Source organism: Microvirga pakistanensis (assembly GCF_004458765.1).
GTDB classification, from domain to species: domain Bacteria; phylum Pseudomonadota; class Alphaproteobacteria; order Rhizobiales; family Beijerinckiaceae; genus Microvirga; species Microvirga pakistanensis.
Window position 1 is genome coordinate 1 of sequence record NZ_SPJX01000507.1, and the last position, 223, is coordinate 223.

Sequence of the window (223 nt, forward strand, 5' to 3'; positions counted from 1 at the left end):
ACCTTGATGGCGCGAATCACGATGGTTTCCTGCCGAAAGCGGCGTTCCAGCTCGGCACGATAGTTTTCCCACCAGGCATGATCAGTCTCGCGGACCATCACCTCGAAGACCCCGATATCGTCATGGGCGGTATGGCCGCCCTCCTTCCAGACGCCTTCGGCGGGCGCGCGCGTGAAGCTGGTAATGCCGCCGAACCGCTCCGACAATTCCGAACGGACACGGC

1 protein-coding gene is annotated in these 223 nt (G+C 62.3%); it reads right to left on the minus strand.

Annotation, left to right across the window (positions count from 1 at the left end):
- Nucleotides 1-223, minus strand: a 223-nt coding sequence (locus E4K09_RS22400; protein ID WP_134499914.1) for a hypothetical protein, incomplete at both ends; no start/stop codon positions are given.